10 protein-coding genes are annotated in these 16290 nt (G+C 43.9%); 1 reads left to right on the top strand and 9 read right to left on the bottom strand.

Features of this window, described 5'->3' with window-relative positions; all coding sequences use genetic code 11:
- Positions 1 to 270 precede the first annotated feature (270 nt).
- The 7 genes from MASE_RS09565 to MASE_RS09535 all read right to left on the bottom strand — a co-directional run bounded on the left by MASE_RS09565 (position 271) and on the right by MASE_RS09535 (position 8529).
- Positions 271 to 795 carry a gamma carbonic anhydrase family protein gene (locus MASE_RS09565; RefSeq protein ID WP_014949537.1) on the bottom strand — a complete coding sequence of 175 codons (525 nt, stop codon included), beginning with the start codon at positions 793 to 795 and terminating at the stop codon, positions 271 to 273.
- A 10-nt stretch (positions 796 to 805) separates the two neighbouring features.
- Complete coding sequence (gene tesB, locus MASE_RS09560) at positions 806 to 1666, bottom strand: acyl-CoA thioesterase II (RefSeq protein WP_014949536.1); 861 nt, start codon at positions 1664 to 1666, stop codon at positions 806 to 808.
- Positions 1659 to 3539, bottom strand: coding sequence for a protein kinase domain-containing protein (locus MASE_RS09555; protein ID WP_014949535.1), 1881 nt, complete (start codon positions 3537 to 3539; stop codon positions 1659 to 1661). Before MASE_RS09555 ends, tesB begins: the two co-directional genes overlap by 8 nt.
- An 83-nt stretch (positions 3540 to 3622) precedes the next feature.
- Positions 3623 to 4501: a 23S rRNA (adenine(2030)-N(6))-methyltransferase RlmJ gene (locus MASE_RS09550; RefSeq protein ID WP_014949534.1), complete on the bottom strand. Its 879-nt coding sequence runs from the start codon at positions 4499 to 4501 to the stop codon at positions 3623 to 3625.
- 146 nt (positions 4502 to 4647) lie between these two features.
- Positions 4648 to 6348 (bottom strand): dihydrolipoyllysine-residue acetyltransferase, encoded by a 1701-nt coding sequence (locus MASE_RS09545; RefSeq protein ID WP_014949533.1) that lies wholly within the window; start codon positions 6346 to 6348, stop codon positions 4648 to 4650.
- A gap of 16 nt (positions 6349 to 6364) precedes the next feature.
- On the bottom strand, positions 6365 to 7342 hold the full coding sequence (locus tag MASE_RS09540) for an alpha-ketoacid dehydrogenase subunit beta (RefSeq protein ID WP_014949532.1): 978 nt from the start codon (positions 7340 to 7342) through the stop codon (positions 6365 to 6367).
- Positions 7342 to 8529 (bottom strand): thiamine pyrophosphate-dependent dehydrogenase E1 component subunit alpha, encoded by a 1188-nt coding sequence (locus tag MASE_RS09535; protein ID WP_014949531.1) that lies wholly within the window; start codon positions 8527 to 8529, stop codon positions 7342 to 7344. Before MASE_RS09535 ends, MASE_RS09540 begins: the two co-directional genes overlap by 1 nt.
- Before the next feature lie 710 nt (positions 8530 to 9239).
- Between MASE_RS09535 and MASE_RS20405 the strand changes: the two genes are divergently transcribed.
- Positions 9240 to 12998: a S8 family serine peptidase gene (locus MASE_RS20405; RefSeq protein WP_014949530.1), complete on the top strand. Its 3759-nt coding sequence runs from the start codon at positions 9240 to 9242 to the stop codon at positions 12996 to 12998.
- 42 nt (positions 12999 to 13040) lie between these two features.
- Here the strand turns inward: MASE_RS20405 and rmuC are convergent, their stop codons facing one another.
- Both rmuC and MASE_RS09520 read right to left on the bottom strand, forming a co-directional pair.
- Complete coding sequence (rmuC, locus tag MASE_RS09525) at positions 13041 to 14330, bottom strand: DNA recombination protein RmuC (protein ID WP_014949529.1); 1290 nt, start codon at positions 14328 to 14330, stop codon at positions 13041 to 13043.
- A gap of 233 nt (positions 14331 to 14563) precedes the next feature.
- Complete coding sequence (locus tag MASE_RS09520) at positions 14564 to 16093, bottom strand: fumarate hydratase (RefSeq protein WP_014949528.1); 1530 nt, start codon at positions 16091 to 16093, stop codon at positions 14564 to 14566.
- Positions 16094 to 16290 lie beyond the last annotated feature (197 nt).

Raw genomic sequence — 16290 nt, 5'->3', positions numbered from 1 at the left:
CCGACCAGTTTTTAGTCCATTGATTACTAACGTATAAGTTCTACAATTTAACTGACGTTGAGAGTGTAAGATAAAATTCACACAAAAATTGTTTATAATTTAAACAAATGTATTCTATACTCATTGTCCGTTTAAAAGATTTTATTTAAACTCTCCTGTGTAAAAGTTAGCGCACGGCTCAGCAATGAGCCATTCCCCTAGGCCCGGAACGTTTGTTCTGGGCATTTTTTATTGGGATTCAAAATATCGCGAACAGCCTAGTCTTAAATTTCAGCTATCAATTGGCTGTAATGATGACTTATATGTTTTGGCGTTATCTACGTAATGTTCAGCGGACGCTTTTAGTTTGGGTTCGATCTTCTCATCAAATGTTCTAATGACTTTACCAGGCGCTCCAACTACTAAACTGTAATCTGGAATTTCCATGTTTTCCGTTATCAAAGCGTTAGCGCCAATGATGCAGTACTTTCCAATTTTTGCACCGTTTAATACGACGGCGTTAATTCCTATCAAGGAATAGTCACCAATCTCGCAGCCGTGAAGCATGACTTTATGTCCTACTGTTACCCCTTCACCTAGCACTAAAGGAATACCTGCATCGGTGTGTAATACGCTGCCATCTTGGATATTCGTATTTTCACCAACGGTTATCTTGTCCATATCGCCGCGTATAACCGCATTGAACCAAACGCTTGAACCCACTTTGAGTTCAACATTACCAATAACATGTGCGCCTGGCGCTATAAACGTACTTTCATCAACCAGCGGTGATGTAGAACCTAATTTGTAGCGCATTACCCTCTCCCTATTCGTCTACTTTTCTCATTAATCCTTCTTGCATGGTTGACGCAACAAGTTCACCATTTTGGTTAAATATTTGTCCGCGTACCAAACCTCTAGAGCCTCCGCTAAAGGGACTCTCCATTGCATACAATAACCATTCGTTCATATTGATTGGGCGGTGGAACCACATAGCATGGTCTATCGTTGCGATTCGAAGTGATTTATCGGTTACCGCAACACCGTGTGGTTGAAGCGACGTACTGAGAAAATGATAATCTGATGCGTAAGCAAGCGCAGCTTGATGAACAGTCAATGATGCATTCATTGTGTCTCTTGCTTTTAACCAAATATAACGCGTCGGTTCGCGTTTCGCTGACTGGTAAGAGTTAGCTGCATCTACCGTGCGAATATCTACAGGTTTATGATAGCTCAACGCTTCTTGCATAGGCCGTGCAATTTTATTGAAGTTAGCTTCATAGAATTCAATGTCAGACTGCACATCTTCCGGCGCAGGCACATCTGGCATTGTTGGGTTTTGATGCTCCATGCCATCTTGAGGAACCTGAAAAGACGCTGTCATGTAGAAAATATTTCTACCATCCTGAATGGCTTTAACCCGTCGAGCAGAGAAACTTCTGCCGTCTCGCACTACTTCAACATCGTAAACTACAGGCTTTTTAGCATCGCCTGGTAGTAAAAAATAAGTGTGGAATGAGTGTGCGACTCTACCAGCCTCCACTGTTTCGTATGCAGCTGCTAACGCTTGCCCCAAAACTTGTCCACCAAACAAGGCGCGGAAGCCTAAATCCCAGCTTTGACCTCGATAGATGCCAGCTTCCACTGTTTCGAGTTCAAAAAGTGACGATAGTTTAATCTCAGACATGTTGTACTTTCTCTTCAATTACTGCTTTTGGGTTTCGCGGGTAGTACTTTTCAGGCAATTTTGCTTTATGCTCGAAAAAGCGCGTATCTTTATAGGGTAACTTCATAAACCCTGAAATGCCTAGCCCTTTTATTTTGGGAATTTGCTGAACGAGTTGCGCTAATAATGCGTAGAAGCGCTCTTCTTGGCTGTGATCAAGCAACGTGTAATAGTTGTGAATTTTCAAATGCCGCGGTAATGCTTCAAATATAATACAACCAGTGTGATGTATTGTATTAAGTTGAACGATGGTATCGATAATCTCCTGAGGCAGCTTTAATAGTTCATCTGGATCATCGCCATCTTCGAAATATGAGTGAGTACGGCTTTCATCCTTTTGTGCAGAAACCCGTGATAGTTCGTAGGGAATAAACATACCGCCTGCTGGTTTAAAGTCTTCATCTTCACTTTCGCGTTCAATGTGCAGCGTGTTTTTGGCGTTGAACATACAACATTTGAACACCGCGGGCTTGTGAATAGCCCTTGCTAAATTAATGACATTATTCACTGCTAAATCAAACGCTGCTTTCATTGATTCATCATATAAGTTCAAGCTCGAATCGACATATATACCTTCTGGCTCCCAGCGCACAGCCATACCGCCAACTACAGGGTAACGGCCTAGTCTGCTTATTGCAGAAACAAATGCTTTTTCGGTATCCCCCATGCCCTGTAAATAGTTTTTGTAGTAGCGGTCAAATTGCGCATCGTCTATATAACGAAGTTCCTCTACGTCTTTTTCATCTAACGAGTCAGACAGTCTTGCCTGTTGGCGTAGGTAAGATTTTCGAGAGCTGTAAACAACGGTTTCAATATCAGCACGGTTCTGAGTGTGGGCCAGCCATGTAGGGATTAACGGAGTATATTGTGTTGGCTTGTCTTGAGTGAAAACCATATTCTTCAAAACGTGGAGATGATTAAACAGGTAATCTCCGCCCTGCCTTCTCTTTTCTGGATCTTCACTGAGCATGTGCTCAAGGATATTAGCAAGCATTTTAGGAAGACCAAGGGATGAAGGTGTAATAACCTTGCTTCCGTAACGACACGATTGCCCTGATGCCAATGCATATAATGTACTGGCCAAGCCTTGTTCATCGAAGCGGGGGCTGGAGAGTGCGCCATTAAGCTGCTCCTCGCCAATAAAATAAACATCGCCAAGTCGAGCATTAGTTTGATGCAGTTCACCCGACATTAAATCCATTACATTGTTACCTACATATTGCCCAGTGATGTCAGTCTGTGCGAACACTGAAGAGCCCCAATCAATCAATCCAACCGATTCATTTTCGGCATCCCAAACCAGATTCGAGGGCTTTATGTCTCCGTGCACAATGGGTTTAATTTCTCCATTTTCACTGTATTGGCGAAAACTGGATAAAAGTTCGCCGACCTGCACTGCAATTTTGACGATAATACGGGGCGAAAGTGGGCCTGTTTTCAAGCTGACTTTTTCTAGGTCTTCGCCAGGTGCGCGCCCCATAACCAAGATGGATTGTTTGCGTATTTGTTGATATTCAATAAACCGCGGCACAAACTCATGATTAACGTGAGAAAGCATAAAAGCTTCCTCTTCTAGTCTATCTTGCACATGCTGCGGCAACGTTATTCGCGAAAACTTAAATACCCGTGATTCACCGCTTGGTGCATTCCCTGCAAACGCAAAACCAAAGGCCCCTTTCCCTAAAAGTTCGATGTCACTGTAACCCAACCCTTCTAACTGTGAAATGCAAAGGTTTACCCAGTCTTTTAGTTTTTTCGCATCCGCATGGGATAGCAAATATATCGACTGCTCATCGGGTATATAGAAATGTTTTAGGCCTTTGAGTTGCGACATGTTTTTTACTTCACGCTTTTAGTGACTTTTTGAAACAGATTAATCAGCAACAATACGCTTACCATTGTTAAACTGCACAGCAATCAATTATCTTCGTTTATCCAGGTAACATGCGCTGTAGCGTGATAACCCGTTTCATCAGCACCTAACATACCAACAACGCTTTCTAGCGCGCTCTCTAAATTAGCATCTAATTGCCAAGGCGGGTTTAACACGAATACGCCAGAACCATACATTCCAGCATCTGGGGTATTTTCTGCTACATGTATTTCTGCTTTAAAACAGGGTTTACCTAATGCTGCAAGCTTCTCGCACATAGCTTCACTTGCACCACTTTTGGCACCAGCCCTCTCTGACAATAGTGGATACCACACTACGATTTGTGCCTGCTGCCAGCGTTTAAATACCTGTTCCACACCCTTAACAAGGTCGCTATATTCATTCACGCGCTCATAAGGAGGGTCGATTAAAATAGCACCGCGATTGGGTTTAGGTGGCGTGAGTGCGCGAAGCCCTTCATAACCGTCTCGTTTATGTACGTGGCTATTACGGGTTCGTAAACGGGATACGTTTTTGTCTAGTTTATCGAATTCCGCAGGATGAAGTTCCATTAGGTGTAAATTATCACCATCCCTTTTCGCTTTTGCGCTTATTGCCGGTGAGCCCGGATATTGTTGTTGTGCTAAAAAAGGTTCACACAACGATAGATAGTCTGCCAACAAATTTGGCAAGTCCTGAACGCCTTTATCATCTATAAGCAAACGAGAAATACCCGTCTCGTACTCTTTATTTTTTGATGACATGGCATCGGTTAGATCGTAAGCGCCCGCGCCTGCGTGGGTGTCGAAAAGCGTAAAAGGTTTATCTTTTTTCTTTAATGCGTTGATAACGCCAATCCAACAAAGATGTTTGATGACATCAGCGTGGTTGCCCGCATGAAAGGCATGTTGATAACTAAGCACAAAACCTCAGTAAAATTTTCGTTTGTTTATAGTGCTCTATAATAACGTCAACGCGCTTTGAGGTATACAAAACAAAAAGGGCCAGTAGTTTTGCTACTGGCCCTTTTAAAATATTGCTACTGCAAATCAAATTGCTTTGAATGATATCACTTAAGGTGCATCAACATTTTTTCTGGCTGAGTTAGGTAACTCATCCATAGATTATTGAATCGCACCATAGTCGCACCATCAATAATACGGTGATCGCCGGACCAGTTTACCGCCATGATATTTTGCGCGCTAACATTCCCTTCATCATCAAAACGCGGAAGTTTCTGCGTTTTGCCGAGAGCAACAATAGCAGCTTCTGGCTTATTAATTACTGGCGTTGCGGTAATACCGCCTATTGCACCGATATTAGAGATACTAATCGTACCGCCTTTTAGGTGCTCGCCAGCCACGCGGCCCGCTCTGGCTTGTTCGATAATAACCTGCATTTGAACAGCAATATCTAAAAGCGAGAGGTCTTGTACGCGTTTAATATTCGGTACAAGCAAACCAATTTTAGAGTCTACTGCAAAACCAATATTGTGATCTGTGAAGTAGCTTATCTCAGTGGCGTCTTCGTTAAGCTGACTGTTAATGACAGGGAACTCATTAAGTGCCAACGACATTGCTTTAACGAAAAACGGCATAAAGCTGAGTTTTACGTTCTTCGCTTCAAATTCAGGTTTAAGCAGCTTGCGTAGCGCCATCAGGTTGTCCATTACCAACTCGTCACTTACTGTGAAGTGCGGGATAGTATAGACCGAAGCCGACATTTGCTTCGCCATAGCTGCCTGAATACCGCGTACTTTTTCTGTTCTAACGCTGCCTTTAAGCACAGTGCTTGTGCTATTCAAATCACCTTTTTCTGCGGTAGATGAGCTTGGCGCAGAAGATCTCGAATTTTGAGACGACGTGTCAACATTCGAATGTTGTAGATTCAACACGTCAGACTTAAGGATCCGCCCCTTTTTACCCGAGCCTTCCACAGTAGAAAGGTCGATATTCTTTTCTCTTGCAACACGTCTTACCGCGGGGCTAGCCAACACTTTACCTTCTATAGCGATAGGTGGCTCGTATTCGCCGTCGCTGAATTTTGAAGGAGAAATTTGCGCTGATTGCTGACTTGAACCGTTTGTTTGCGTGTTCACTGAACTTTGAGATACAACGCTTGAAGCGTTGTTTTTTGCCGATGGTGATTCGTCATCAGTACCGCTAGTAGTTGTGACTTCACCGGCAACTTCTAACGCAAACAATGCACTATGCACTTTCGCTATATCGCCTTGCGCGTAATAAAGACGATGCACGGTACCTGCGTTTTTAGCGGGGATCTCTACCACTGCCTTGTCGGTCATCACTTCTACAACGGCTTGATCTTCTTCAATTTCATCGCCTTCAGCCACGTTCCATTTCACAATTTCGCACTCGACAATACCTTCACCAATATCTGGCAAAATAAAGTCTTCGATGTGCTTGCCGTTTGAAGCGCCTGAAGAAGCACTATCATTCGCTGTCGCTGTTTCAGACGCATTGTCTTTTACTTCCGCTTGCGCGTCTTCATGTGTATCTGAGTTAGCGTCGGCATCATCTGGCGTCATAGAGAATAATGGTGCGTGCACTTTAGCAATATCGCCTACCGCGTAATGCAGTTTATTAACCACACCCGCATGCATTGCAGGAATTTGCACGGTAGCCTTGTCGGTCATTACTTCCGCGACAGGTTGATCTTCTTCTATATGCTCACCTTCAGAAACTAACCATTCCAGAAGTTCACATTCAACTATACCTTCACCAATGTCCGGTAAGATAAATTCAATTGTCATTTCATCGTCCCCCGGCTTAGTAGTGAAGCGTACGTTTTATGGCTTCGTACGTCTTCGTTTCATCTGGCATATATTCTTTTTCGTGCGCCAAAGGATACGGCGTGTCTAAACCACACACTCTTGCAATAGGCGCTTCAAGGTATAAGAAACAACGTTCCTGAATGCTCGCTGCGATTTCACTCGCAAAGCCACCTGTTAGCGGTGCTTCGTGGTTTATCAATAAGCGACCTGTTTTCATTACAGATTGCATAACCGTTTCAACGTCCCACGGTAATATGCTGCGTAAATCGATAATTTCACACGACACACCATCTTCAAGAGCCATTTCTGCAGCTTTTTGCAGAATTTCTATTTGCGCGCCCCACCCTAATAAGGTGATATCGCTACCTTCTTGAACAATATCTGCCTTACCTAATGGCAGTTCGTAATCTTCTTCAGGCACTTCCGATACAGATGCACGGTAAAGACGTTTAGGCTCCATAAACAATACGGGGTTTTTATCGCGAATTGATGCAAGTAACAAACCTTTCGCCTGATAAGGGTCACGAGGGATAACAATCTTTAACCCTGGGCAGTGAGCGAAGAATGCCTCTGGTGATTGACTGTGGTAGTGGCCGCCTGCGATACCGCCACCATAAGGTGTACGAATTGTTAGCGTACCAACATCGAACTGACCGCCTGAACGGTAGCGCCATTTAGCCGTCTCATTCACAATTTGATCGAATGCAGGGAAAATGTAATCACCAAATTGAATTTCAGCAATAGGTACAGAGCCTTGTGAGGCCAAGCCGTTCGCGAAGCCAATAATGCCTTGTTCAGTAAGCGGCGTGTTAAAGCAACGCGCCTTACCAAATTTTTCTTGAAGGTGACTGGTTGCACGGAACACGCCACCAAAATGGCCCACGTCTTCACCAAAGACCATTACTTTCTCATCTTCGGTCATGGCTGTGATGAGTGCATTATTAATTGCTTGAAGTAGATTCATCTTAGCCATTATTTTACTCTCCCTGCTGTTTTAGGGTACATCTTCGGGTACTTCTTAATATGCGCTTTCAATTCACTGAGTTGTTCTTTTAAGTGCCAAGGTGCTGTGTCGTATACATCTTCGACAATGTCTTCAATGGCACATACGTCAGTCTTTTCACAACTCTTCATTGCTGCTAAAACGTCTTGTCTTGCTTTATCGACGCGCTTTTGGTTCTCAGCCTCGTCAAACCAGCCTTTGCTTTCTAACCATTTCGCCATACGAGCGATAGGGTCTTTTGCACGCCACTTATCTTCTTCTTCACGAGAGCGATAGCCTGTTGGGTCGTCTGACGTGGAGTGCGCCGCTAAGCGATAAGTCATGGCTTCAATAAGTACAGGACACTTTTCTTCAATGGCGATACGACGGGCTTCTTTAGTAGCTGCATGAATGGCTAACACATCGTTACCATCAACACGGATAGTTTTAATACCGTAACCTAAGCCACGAGAAGCAATGCCGTCACCCGCGAATTGCTCTTCTGCTGGTGTTGAAATGGCGTAGCCATTATTTCGGCAAAAGAAGATTACTGGGCAGTTTAGTACAGCGGCCATATTTAGCCCTGCGTGGAAGTCTCCTTCCGACGCTGCACCTTCACCGAAGTAACAGATAGTAACCACATCTTTACCTGACATTTTTTGGCCATAGGCATATCCAGATGCTTGAGGGATCTGTGTGCCTAGTGGTGAAGATATAGTCATGAAGTTAAGTGGCTTGTCACCATAATGGATAGGCATTTGACGTCCTTTGTTAGGATCGTCTTTATTGCTAAACATTTGGTTCATGAATTGTTCTGTGGTGTACCCGCGGTAGGCTAAAGCGCCTTGCTCACGGTACTGAGACATGATCATGTCGTCATCTGATAGTGCTGCTGCACTTGCTACTGACGCCGCTTCTTCACCTGTACTGGCCAAGTAAAAACTAATACGACCTTGGCGCTGTGCACCCACCATACGTTCATCCAATACTCGAATGTAATGCATGGTATTAAATATTTTTAATGCTTCTTCTTTGCTGAGGTCAGGTTCAACTGCTTTTTCAATGAGTTCACCTTCGGCAGAAAGGATTTGCAGCATTGGGATATCAACAACCCCTTTAGTAATAATTTCGACCTTATTTGTTGTTTTTACTTCGGCCAAATGATTTCTGTCTTTCACGTTTGTTCCCCTTAAATATGAGGGTTAATAGCGACTTATAGTGATAACAATATGCTAGTTGAGAAAATGCAGGAGCGTCCTACTTATTCATTGGCATTTTTTCAAATGGGTGAAATAGACATACTCAATTAGTCTAAATGAAAAGGATATTCGTCCTAAAAACGTAAACCCCATGTAAAAAATATGAAAATCGAGTAGGACAGTCATTTCTCATTCACATCCAGTAATAGAGGTTCTAACGTTTCAAACGCTTATATATCCAATAATCTACTGCTTAGAACTTCAATGAAAAAAGGAAGTTATCTATGCAACGACTAATCGTCGTTAAATGTAACAAAATGTGTAAATTGTGTATTGCAGAAACACACGTTACAAAAAGAAAAAAAGTGTGCTAGTAATAGATAGTCACAGCGATAAGTTGCGTTTTAAAAAAGGCGAATGACCTTTTAAGCAAACAAAAAAATCGTTGGGCTCCAGGGAACTATTCACACGAGAATAATTATGAAAAAACAATCCTTAGTACGGTTATTGCTACCGCATTAGCAGGCTCAGCCTTTGGTGCACTAGCAATATCAAATCAATTATCTGGCCACAGCGTTGAACAACGTAACGCCATCGAAGCATCCTTCGACAAAAAGAATATTCTTGCAAATGCAATCCAAGCGGATAGTGATAGCGTACGTGTTATCGTACAACTTACTGACGTGCCTATGGCGCAATTCAGCGCAGTAAATCCAAGTGTAAGCAGCATGGCTGCCCACAAAGGTCAAAAGGTAAATTTCAAGTCAAATGCAGCGAAGGAATATCAATCTTTCCTTGAAGCTCAACAGCAATCGGTTATCCAGTCTATCAAGTCATTCGATAAGTCATTCAAAGCTGACATGTCTTACACAGCAGCATTTAATGGTTTTGCGGGTATCGTTTCAAAAAGTGCACTTGATAAGCTTTCCAGCCTTTCAACGGTAAAAGCGGTATACCCAGACTTAGTACACCATGCCCAAATGGACGCGAGTTTGGATCTGATCGGTGCAGTTCAAACGTGGGAACAGTTCGGCGGGAAGGAAAGCGCCGGTGCAGGCGTGAAAGTGGCGATCATCGATAGTGGTATTCGTCCAGAAAACCCTTTATTCAGTGGTGAAAATTTTACAGCACCTGATGCTGCGACACTTCCTACTGACGACTACTGTTCAGAAGTTCCTGATTTTTGTAACAATAAACTAATTGTTGCTCGCGCAGCAGACATCGTAGAAGGCTTCTCTGTTGTTGAAGAAGAATACGAGAGCCCGCTAGGATTCAATGGACACGGTACGCACGTTGCAGGTACAGCTGTAGGTAATTACGGGGTAATGGCAGAGCGCGATGGCGCAGAAGCTGAAATCTCTGGTGTTGCGCCAGCTGCTTATCTAATGGTTTACAAAGGTTTGTATGCCACACCAGCTAACCCTGCTTCTTCTAGCGGTGCTTCTTCAATGCTGCTTTCTATGCTTGAAGCTGCGCTTACAGATGGTGCTGACATTGTAAATAACTCGTGGGGTGGCGGTGCAGGTGGAAACCCTAACGGCTCAGTATATGAAGACGTACTTGAAGCCATGCACGATGCGGGCGTTGTTACCGTTTTTGCAGCGGGTAACGATGGTCCGGGTGCTGGCACTATTGGCTGTCCTGGTTGTTCAGAAGACGTAATAACGGTCGCAAATACAACAACGGGTCGTTTGTTCGCAAACGAGGTGACCGTTGAAGGCGATACCACTTTAGGTTCTATTCCGGCCCTTTACTCAGTGGGCAACCCTGCCATTGTATTTGATAGCCCAATTACTGCACCTGTTGTTTATGCAGGCGAAGTAGATGCGGCAAACGTAGAAGGTTGTGATGCATTTGCTGCGGGCGCGTTCGATGGTGCAATTGCGCTTATCAGCCGTGGTACGTGTGGTTTCGTGACTAAAATTGAAAACGCAGAGGCAGCGGGAGCAACTGCTGTTCTTATTCATAACGTTGATGGACGCGGTGAAGCGCCAATATTAATGGGCGGCTTAAGTGAAGCTCAAACAATTCCATCACTTATGCTTCCTGCTACACCAGGTTTAGCGCTTGCTAACCTAGCTGAAACTACTGAAGAGTCGCTAAATGTAACTATCGGTAGCGATATTGTTCGCGTTGTTTCAGACAGCCTTGCTGACATCATGAATGAAAGCAGCTCTCGCGGTCCTAACGGCGACCCGACGTTCCTTAAGCCTAATATTGCTGCTCCTGGTACTCGCATCTTCTCTGGCGAATCACCGGATGCACCAGGACACGAAGACCAGAACTTCTCGTTCAAGAACGGTACTTCAATGGCATCGCCACACGTAGCTGGTGCAGCTGCACTCCTTAAGCAAATGCATCCTGATTGGACTGCACAGCAAATAAAGAGTGCGCTTGTAACTTCTTCAATTCGCGATATTTTGAAAGAAGATGCGTCTACCGCAGCAGACAACTTTGACATGGGTGCAGGTCGTTTAGATCTTCCTCGTGCAACAACGGTAGAGCTAACTTATAGCGATTTAAGCTTAGTAGACGGTAACTGCTACCTGAACTGCGAAATGTCTATCACTGTAACAAACACCAGCGATGAAGAAGTTACAGTCGATGCTACAGCAATGTTTAATGACTCAGCTATTTCTGCAACCGTTACACCTCAAATGGCAACCCTTGCAGCAGGTGCTTCAGCTGAAATTATGGTAGCAGTAGATGTAACAACAGCGTCTACAGGGTCATGGTCTTTCGGTGGTATTAATTGGGCAGACACTGACGACACAACAACCGATTATTTCATACCAGTAGCTATCTATCCTATTAGCAGTGATGAACCATCATTGTTTGACAGCGATGTAAGCACGCAAGTAGCAGCTGAAGGTGAATTGGTGGTAACCGAAGCGTTTGCTACTAACACTGACGTAACTGGTATGATCAGCATCACGGGTGAAATTGACCACAAATATGCGATTAACCCTTCTACAATTTCTGCTGTTAAAAACGGAAACCAAGAGCCAGTGAGCTATGACGCTGACTCAGGTACCGTATATTGGGAAGGCGCACTTAACACTGCATCTTTCTCGATGAACGCAGATACTACTATTGGTGACATACTTGAAGGTTTTGGTCTTGACCGTTACGTACCAATGGCATCTATTGGTGTTGCGCCGCTAGAGTGCTCTGGTTCGTGTGATGACGCTTCAATTGAAGTAAGCCTACCTCGCACTATCACTTACTTAGGTAGCGAATACACAACCATGCAGATTTCATCTAATGGTTTTGTATCTTTAGGTACAAGCTCTGGCAACATTACTACACCGTTTGCAGAAGTATTGCCAAGCCTAAGTGAGCCAAACAATATTGTCGCACCTTATTGGACTGATTTTGACCTTGCGGGTGGCGGTGCAGGCGCTGGTAATATCTACGCAGTAAGCCTTACAACAGGTCACTTTGTTGTTGAGTGGGAAAACGCTCAAATTTGGAATGAAGATGGCACAAGCTTTAACTTCCAGTTGTGGTTTGAGTACGAAACAGGCAACGTAAACTTTGTATATGGTCCAATGGACTCACCTGTTTACGCAACGGTAGTTGGAGCTGAAAACATTTCAGGTAGCGTTGGTACAACGTACGCTGCACTAACATCTGCGGGCCTTCAAGGTACCCTTCCAGTTGAAGGTGACGAATTTGTACTAACTGCTAATGCGGGTGACGAAGTTACTATCAGCTACGCAGGTACTGTTGTTCCATCTAGTGAGTATATGGACGACATGTTGTCAGTTAACGAAGATGCGTCGGTAACGGCTAACATTCTTGCTAACGAAATGGACAGCACAATCATCAATAAATTCACCATGGACTCTCTGTCTGGTGAGTTCCGTACGTTTACGCCTATCACTATTGATAAAGCGCCTCTTGATCCATCAACAGTTGTAATTTCTGGTGAGCCAGCAAATGGCACAGTAACTGTAAATGATGATGGAACAGTAACGTATGCACCAAATACTGACTTCTTCGGTGAAGATTCATTTACATACACCGTTCGTGTTGAAGGTACAATTGATGAAAACGAAGAGCCAGTTGAAGGTGAAATTGTTGGTGAAGGCACAGTAACTGTAGCGGTTGCAGGTGTGCAAGATGCTCCAGTTATTTCAATATCTGCTCCAACTAGCGTTGATGAAGGTCAGTCTTACACTGTAACTGCTTCTGCAACTGACGCAGACGGAGACGACGTGACTATCACCATTAACGGTGTAGAGCGCACTTCGTTCACTGATACAGCGCCTAGTAACGAACAGTCTAACCGTGTAACGGTTCAAGTAACGGCTTCAGATGGTATTGAAACTACTACAGAAAGCGTGACTATTCGCGTTAACGATAAGTCTGGTGGTTCAATGGGCTGGATTGCATTGCTTCTTGCTCCAGCAGTTTACCTACGTAGACGCATGAAACGTTCATAACGTTTTTTGATAAGAGAAAAAAGGCCGCAATTGCGGCCTTTTTTAATCGTCTTGAGAAAGTTGCTGTAAGTGCTGAGACATTCGCTTACTGGGTTGTACGCCAAGTTCTCTAAACTTTTCTATTTGCCTTACCAAGTTCCCTCTTCCACTGGTTAACTTATTCATTGCTTGTTCGTAGTTTGCGTGAGCGGTATCCATCGACTTACCTACTTTTTCCATATCCGTCACAAACCCAACGAACTTGTCATAAAGCTTTGCTGCTTGTTCCGCAATAAGCTGTGCGTTTTGATTTTGGTACTCATACTGCCAAATGTTATTAATAGTACGCAGTGCAACCAGTAAATTAGTTGGGCTAACCAACATGATATTGTGATTAAGTGCCATTGTGACTAAATCTGGTTCTTCTTCGACAGCAATCAGAAATGCAGGCTCAATGGGAATGAAAAGTAACACATAATCCAGTGTCTTTATGCCTTTCAGCGTTTGGTAGTCCTTCGCGCCTAAGCCTTTGATGTGCCCTTTTATAGAAGCCACATGTTGACTTAAAAATTGCGCTTTCTCAGCTTCATCATCACAGTTGTAATACCTTTCATAGGCCGCCAAACTTACTTTTGAATCTATGATCACATCTTTATCATTTGGCAAATGCACCACGACATCTGGTTGAAATCGCTTGCCGTGCTCTGATGTTGCTGACATTTGTGTTTCAAATTCATGACCCTCGCGTAAACCAGATTCTTTGAGTATCCGCTCAAGCACTACTTCGCCCCAGTTTCCTTGCTTTTTATTGTCACCTTTTAGTGCATTGGTCAGCGCTGCAGCTTCTTCCGTAATTTTCTGGTTGAGAGCCTTTAAACTTAGAATCTCTGTTTTAAGTGAGGCTCGCTCCTGCCCCTCACGTATGTGTTGTTCTGAGATTTGACGTTTAAAACCATCTAACTCGTTTTTGAATGGCGCCAGAACAGCTTCTATATTGTGTTTTGTTTGTTGCGTGTAACGCTGTTGCTTTTCTTCGAATATACGATTTGCTAGATTTTCGAATTGCGTATGCAGACGTTGTTCAGATGCATTCATAGATGCAAGCTTATCTTCATGTGCAGCATGAAGCGCCTGAATTCTTGCTTGGTGCGCTTCGTTTTGTGCTTGAAGCTTGGCAATTGCAATACGCTCGCTATTCAAATCATTTTGTAGCTGCTCATTGATTTGCGAAAGCTGCGCTAACTTGGTGGCATTCGCCTGGCCTCGAATAAATGAATAAAGTGAAAAAGCACACACACTTACGAAGGCTGTAAGAAAGGAAATGGGTTCGCTAGAAATAAGGTTAATTAACATAGTGCACGTTCATACTGTTATTTTGTACAGCACTATAAACAAAATCAGATAAATATACCAACTGGTATAAATTTAAAATGAAATTGGGGCAAAACGTCTAGCACGTAAACCTTTGAAAAAATGAAACTACACAAATCAAAACGGGTGCTATTGCACCCGTTTTTTATATTGTTACGAAAAACCTAATTAGCTTTCTTAAGCAGAACGGCTCATCTTAAGTTTTGCCTTCCTCTCTATTTAGATAGCGAGGCATCAAGCTCTTCAATTTTTGCTTTCCAAATGGCCGGACCATTTTTGTGAGCATTGGCACCCGTGCTGTCTACTGCAACGGTTACTGGCATGTCTTCTACGTCGAACTCGTAAATTGCTTCCATACCTAAGTCCTCGAATGCTACGACACGAGATTTCTTAATGGCTTTAGATACAAGGTACGCTGCACCTCCAACTGCCATTAGATAAACCGCTTTGTGTTTAGCAATTGAATCAACGGTTGCTGGACCACGCTCTGCTTTTCCAATCATGCCAATAAGGCCTGTTTTCTCTAGCATCATGTCAGTGAACTTATCCATACGGGTAGCCGTTGTCGGGCCAGCCGGACCAACCACTTCGTCACCTACAGCGTCAACAGGACCAACGTAATAGATAAAGCGGTTAGTTAGATCAACGCCCTCTGGTAAACCTTCACCATTTTCCATCATGGTTTGAATGCGCTTGTGAGCAGCATCACGACCGGTAAGCATCTTACCTGACAGCAGTACCGTTTCGCCTACTTTCCACTCTTGGATATCTTCTTTTGTTACTTCATCAAGGTTAACGCGGCGAGTGTTTTCGCTCACTTCCCAAGTTACTTCTGGCCAATCTTCTAATTTAGGTGGCGTAAGCTCCGCTGGACCCGAACCATCTAGATAAAAATGTGCGTGACGAGTCGCCGCACAGTTAGGGATCATTGCTACAGGTTTTGACGCAGCGTGAGTAGGTAGCGACTTAATCTTAACGTCAACAACGGTCGTTAAACCACCTAGGCCTTGTGCACCGATACCCAGCTTATTTACGCGGTCAAAAATTTCTAAGCGAAGTTTTTCATCGGTAGTTTGCGGGCCGCGCTCTATAAGCTCTTGGATGTCTACTGGGTCCATAAGGCTTTCTTTTGCAAGTACCGCTGCTTTTTCAGCCGTACCGCCAATACCTATTCCCAGCATTCCTGGAGGGCACCAGCCTGCCCCCATCGTCGGCAAAGTTTTTACTACCCAGTCAGCAATATCATCGCTTGGGTTAAGCATTACCATTTTAGACTTGTTTTCAGAACCGCCGCCTTTAGCCGCGATCATCACTTCGATCTTTTCACCCGCTACCATGTCGATATGCACAACAGATGGCGTATTGTCTTTGGTGTTTTTGCGCGCACCGGCAGGGTCAGCAACGATAGAGGCGCGAAGTGGATTGTCTGGATTAAGGTATGCACGACGTGTACCTTCATCAACCATTTCTTGAACGGTCATGTCAGTTTTATCCCATGTCACACCCATACCAACTTTAACAAAACAGGTTACGATCCCCGTGTCTTGACACAAAGGGCGTTTACCCTCTGCAGACATGCGTGAGTTGATAAGAATTTGCGCCATCGCGTCTTTCGCGGCTTGGCTCTTTTCCTTTTTATAGGCTTCTTCTACGGCTTTAACGTAATCGAGCGGGTGATAATAAGAAATAAATTGCAGGGCATCTTCAATGCTGTCAATGAAGTCTTGTTGACGGATAACGGTCATGACATCCTCTTTTTATTTGGCTTTCGTGGTCTTAGCTAGCTAAAAAAGCGTATACTAGCGCATCTAAAGACAACGCACCATGTAAAACCATGTGCTTGTGGCTAATTCCAGTCATTTTTAAAAACTATGCTGAAGGGATATTTGAAAAAGCAGCCTAATGTGATCGGTTATTAGCCCTTATTTGTTAACGCCAGTTA

The organism is Alteromonas macleodii ATCC 27126 (assembly GCF_000172635.2).
GTDB lineage: Bacteria > Pseudomonadota > Gammaproteobacteria > Enterobacterales > Alteromonadaceae > Alteromonas > Alteromonas macleodii.
Note: the sequence above shows the minus strand (reverse complement) of the source record. Positions and strands in the feature narration are given on the sequence as shown.

Excerpts from the sequence above, each read along its gene's own strand:
- MASE_RS09545 (WP_014949533.1), bottom strand. The coding sequence starts at position 6,348 with ATGACAATTGAATTTATCTTACCGGACATTGGTGAAGGTATAGTTGAA.
- MASE_RS09555 (WP_014949535.1), bottom strand. The coding sequence starts at position 3,539 with ATGTCGCAACTCAAAGGCCTAAAACATTTCTATATACCCGATGAGCAG.
- rmuC (WP_014949529.1), bottom strand. The coding sequence starts at position 14,330 with ATGTTAATTAACCTTATTTCTAGCGAACCCATTTCCTTTCTTACAGCC.
- MASE_RS09520 (WP_014949528.1), bottom strand. The coding sequence starts at position 16,093 with ATGACCGTTATCCGTCAACAAGACTTCATTGACAGCATTGAAGATGCC.
- tesB (WP_014949536.1), bottom strand. The coding sequence starts at position 1,666 with ATGTCTGAGATTAAACTATCGTCACTTTTTGAACTCGAAACAGTGGAA.
- MASE_RS09540 (WP_014949532.1), bottom strand. The coding sequence starts at position 7,342 with ATGGCTAAGATGAATCTACTTCAAGCAATTAATAATGCACTCATCACA.
- MASE_RS20405 (WP_014949530.1), top strand. The coding sequence starts at position 9,240 with ATGGCGCAATTCAGCGCAGTAAATCCAAGTGTAAGCAGCATGGCTGCC.
- MASE_RS09565 (WP_014949537.1), bottom strand. The coding sequence starts at position 795 with ATGCGCTACAAATTAGGTTCTACATCACCGCTGGTTGATGAAAGTACG.